This is a genomic window from Streptomyces graminilatus (assembly GCF_001418565.1).
GTDB lineage: Bacteria > Actinomycetota > Actinomycetes > Streptomycetales > Streptomycetaceae > Streptomyces > Streptomyces graminilatus.
This window is the reverse complement of sequence record NZ_LIQQ01000388.1, coordinates 1-4,179: the sequence shown is the minus strand read 5'-3', so window position 1 is coordinate 4,179 and position 4,179 is coordinate 1. Positions and strand designations below refer to the sequence as shown.

General features: G+C 71.6%; 4 protein-coding genes and 1 pseudogene. All 5 read left to right on the top strand.

What is annotated here, in order from left to right:
- Window positions 1-166: 166 nt before the first annotated feature.
- Window positions 167-742, top strand: a complete 576-nt coding sequence (locus tag AOK08_RS30000; protein ID WP_055531882.1) for a YqgE/AlgH family protein — start codon at window positions 167-169, stop codon at window positions 740-742.
- Between the two features lie 29 nt (window positions 743-771).
- A complete protein-coding gene (locus AOK08_RS29995) occupies window positions 772-1,062 on the top strand; it encodes a DUF3039 domain-containing protein (RefSeq protein WP_055531880.1) in 291 nt (96 codons plus the stop codon).
- Between the two features lie 104 nt (window positions 1,063-1,166).
- The gene (locus AOK08_RS29990; protein ID WP_055531878.1) at window positions 1,167-2,825 is read left to right on the top strand and encodes a beta-N-acetylhexosaminidase; all 1,659 of its coding nucleotides are present in this window, start codon (window positions 1,167-1,169) and stop codon (window positions 2,823-2,825) included.
- Window positions 2,826-3,059: 234 nt separating this feature from the next.
- Entirely contained in the window at window positions 3,060-3,953 is an 894-nt protein-coding gene (locus AOK08_RS29985; RefSeq protein ID WP_055531876.1) for an FAD binding domain-containing protein, read from the top strand.
- A pseudogene (locus tag AOK08_RS29980) lies at window positions 3,950-4,179 on the top strand ((2Fe-2S)-binding protein); the annotation flags it as partial. The gene AOK08_RS29985 and the pseudogene AOK08_RS29980, both read left to right, overlap by 4 nt.

Here is a 4,179-nt window from a genome sequence, read left to right as displayed (position 1 = left end):
GGCGGGCGTGGCCACGAGCAGTCGCCCTGTGAGCGAGGACACCTCGGTCATGCCTGACATGATCCCGCATCTTCCCCGCGCGCGGGGAGCCAATCGGGGTACCCGAGGGAACGCAGCTCAGGAGCGCGGGCGGGCGGCGCGGGGAAGATGCGGGATCATGTCAGGCATGACCGAGGTGTCCTCGCTCACAGGGCGACTGCTCGTGGCCACGCCCGCCCTGGCGGACCCGAACTTCGACCGCGCGGTGGTGCTTCTTCTCGACCACGACGAGAAGGGCTCCCTCGGCGTCGTCCTCAACCGTCCGACCCCGGTCGACGTCGGGGACATCCTGGAGGGCTGGGCCGACCTCGCGGGTGAACCGGGGGTCGTCTTCCAGGGCGGCCCGGTCGCCCTCGACTCGGCGCTCGGCGTCGCGGTCATCCCCGGCGGCGGCGGATCCGGCGAGCGCACCCCGCTCGGCTGGCGGCGCGTGCACGGCGCGATCGGCGTCGTCGACCTGGAGGCACCGCCCGAGCTGCTCGCGCGGGCGCTCGGGTCGCTGCGCATCTTCGCCGGGTACGCGGGCTGGGGACCGCGGCAACTGGAGGCCGAGCTGACGGACGGCGCCTGGTACGTCGTCGAGTCGGAGCCCGGGGACATCTCCTGCCCGGCCCCGGAACGCCTGTGGCGCGAGGTTCTCAGACGCCAGCGCAGCGAACTGGCGATGGTCGCGACGTATCCGGACGACCCTTCGCTGAACTGAGGGGTGTGACCTTCAGTACCCTTGCGACTATGAGCACTCTTGAGCCTGAGACCCAGCCCCAGCGCGGGACTGGTACGGGGACCCTCGTCGAACCGGCGCCGCAGACCTCGCACGGCGACGGCGACCACGAGCGCTTCGCCCACTACGTCCAGAAGGACAAGATCATGGCGAGCGCCCTCGACGGGACTCCCGTCGTGGCGCTGTGCGGCAAGGTCTGGGTACCGGGCCGCGACCCGAAGAAGTACCCGGTGTGTCCCATGTGCAAGGAGATCTACGACTCCATGGGCTCCGGCGGCGACGAGGGCGACGGCAAGAAGTAGGCCGCGCCGGCCGGTGGTTCGGTGTCATAAAGGTCCCCGGGTGCGTTTCGCGTGCCCTGGGGACCTTTGTGCTGTCACCTTTTCCTTTTCCTTCAAGGGCTGACGTGAGTTCACACAGGGAATTGATTCCGGCGCCACGCAACCTCGTCGCGGGCTCCGGCGAGGTACGGCTGACGGCGCACTCCCGGCTGTACGCCGATACCGGGCTGGAAGGCGTCGGTCACTGGCTGCGCACGGTTCTCCGGCAGGCCACCGGGCTGCCGTTGCGCGAGGTCCGGGAATTCGGCGACCCCGACGACACCGAGGGTGACCCGGAGTACGACGGCATCGGGCTCCGGCTCGATCCCGGACTCGGCCCCGAGGAGTACCGCCTCGTCAGCGACCCGTCATCCGGCGTCCTCATCGAGGGTGGCAGCGCGGCCGGTGTCTTCTGGGGCGCGCAGACGCTGCGGCAACTCCTCGGCCCGGACGCGTACCGCAGGGCGCCGGTGCGCCGGGACCGGATCTGGGCCGTGCCCCAGGTCACCGTCGAGGACGGCCCCCGCTTCCGCTGGCGCGGCCTCATGCTCGATGTCGCCCGGCACTTCATGCCCAAGGAAGGCGTCCTGCGCTACCTGGACCTGATGGCGGCGCACAAACTCAACGTCTTCCACTTCCATCTGACGGACGACCAGGGCTGGCGCGTCGAGATCGAGCGGTACCCGAAGCTGACGGAGACCGGTTCCTGGCGGGCCCGGACCAAATTCGGCCACCGCGCCTCACCGCTGTGGGAGGAGAAGCCGCACGGGGGCTTCTACACCCAGGACGACATCCGCGAGATCGTCGCCTACGCCGCCGAGCGGCATATCTCGGTGGTCCCTGAAATCGACGTACCGGGGCACTCGCAGGCCGCCATCGCCGCGTATCCGGAACTCGGCAACACGGACGTCATCGACACGACCTCCCTCGCGGTCTGGGGCGACTGGGGTATCAGCCACAACGTACTCGCCCCCACTGACAACACCCTGCGCTTCTACGAGGGCGTCTTCGAAGAAGTCCTCGGCCTGTTCCCGGGGGAGTTCATCCATATCGGCGGCGACGAGTGCGCGAAGGAGCAGTGGCGGGCGTCGCCCACCGCGCAGGCCCGCATCAGGGAGCTCGGGCTCGGCGACGAGGACGGGCTCCAGGCCTGGTTCGTACGGCACTTCGACACCTGGCTCACCGCGCGCGGGCGCCGGCTCGTCGGCTGGGACGAGATCCTGGAGGGCGGGCTCGCACCGGGCGCCGCCGTCTCCTCCTGGCGCGGTTACGCGGGCGGCATCACGGCCGCGCGCGCGGGACACGACGTCGTCATGTGCCCCGAGCAGCAGGTGTACTTGGACCACCGTCAGCACGGGGGCCCCGACGAACCCGTCCCCATCGGGTACGTGCGCACCCTTGAGGATGTCTTCCGCTTCGAGCCGGTTCCACCGGAGTTGGGCCCCGAGGAGGCGCGGCACGTCCTCGGCACCCAGGCCAACCTGTGGACCGAGGCGATGGAGGACACCGGGCGCGTGGACTACCAGGCGTTTCCCCGGCTGGCAGCCTTCGCCGAGGTCGCCTGGAGCGCCCTGCCCGCACCCGCCGAACGGGACTTCGCCGGCTTCGAGCGCCGGATGACCGCCCATTACGGGCGACTTGACGCCCTCGGCGTCGGATACCGGCCGCCCTCGGGACCGCGTCCGTGGCAGCGTCGGCCAGGGGTCCTCGGACGTCCGATCGAGGGAGCGCCCCCGAACGTGTGAGGCCCAGCAGGCGAAACCGTCACCAAATCTCACCGATCTGCATCAATCGGAACCGATCGGCAATGACGTACGAAAACGGACCATCTCGCGGATGAGGTGGGCGAATGCCGTGTGGCGGACCCCTGCGTTCGGGTCTCGCGAGAATGTGCCAGAGTTGCCACGTCCGCCCTGTCAGCACGTACCGTACGGCAACACAGGCGGGACCAGGTGGGGCAGCGGGAAGGGGCAACCGGTTTGACCACGCACGCACCGCAGGCGGCGCAGGCCGTGACGCTGCCCGCCTCGCTGGACGAGGCGGTCGCGGCGCTCGCGGCCATGCCGATGGCCGTCCCCGTGGCGGGCGGCACCGACCTCATGGCCACCGTCAACTCCGGGCAGCTCAGGCCCGCCGGACTCGTCGGCCTCGGCCGGATCAGCGAGATCCGCGGCTGGCAGTACCAGGACGGCCACGCCCTGCTCGGCGCCGGCCTCACCCACGCGCGGATGGGCCGCCCCGACTTCGCCGCCCTGATCCCGGCCCTGGCCGCCTCCGCGCGCGCCGCGGGCCCGCCGCAGATCCGCAACGCGGGCACCCTGGGCGGCAACATCGCCACGGCCGCCCCCACAGGGGACGCGCTCCCCGTACTGGCCGCCCTGGAGGCGACGCTGATCATCGCGGGCCCCGGTGGCGCCCGCCGGGAGATCCCGGTGTCGCACCTGCTGGCCGGCGTGGAGATGCTGCGGTCCGGTGAACTCATCGGCTTCGTGCGCGTGCCCCTGCTGCACGCCCCCCAGGTCTTCCTGAAGGCCACCGGACGGACCGGCCCCGGGCGCGCCCTCGCGTCCGTCGCGCTCGTCCTGGACCCCGCCAGGCGCGGAGTCAGGTGCGCCGTCGGTGCCATAGCGCCGATGCCGCTGCGCCCCCTGGACGCCGAGCAGTGGGTCGCCCGGCTCATCGACTGGGACAACAACCGCACGATCGTCCCGGAGGCACTGGGTGCCTTCGGCGAGTACGTCGCCGCGGCCTGCATTCCCGACCCGGCTCCGGCCGAGGACGGCTCCGTACCGCCGCTTCCGCCCGCGGTACTGCATCTGCGGCGCACTGTCGCCGCGCTGGCCCGGCGGGCACTGGGGAGGGCGCTGTCGTGACCGACGACCAGTACGGAGACCAGGGCGCCGAGGGCGCGCCCCGTGGCGGCGGCCGCTGGGACCCGCTGCCGCAGGGCGACTACGACGACGGTGCCACCGCGTTCGTGAAGCTGCCCGAGGGGGGCATCGACGCGCTGCTGGCCTCCGTGGACAGTCCGCTGGCGGCGCCCGGCGCCACCTCTATCTGCGGGGGCACGTACCCGTGGCCGGGCGCCGCCAGCGGACT

Bases quoted from the DNA above. Each gene is read 5' to 3' on its own strand.
- AOK08_RS30000 (WP_055531882.1), top strand. From the start codon at position 167: ATGACCGAGGTGTCCTCGCTCACAGGGCGACTGCTCGTGGCCACGCCC.
- AOK08_RS29995 (WP_055531880.1), top strand. From the start codon at position 772: ATGAGCACTCTTGAGCCTGAGACCCAGCCCCAGCGCGGGACTGGTACG.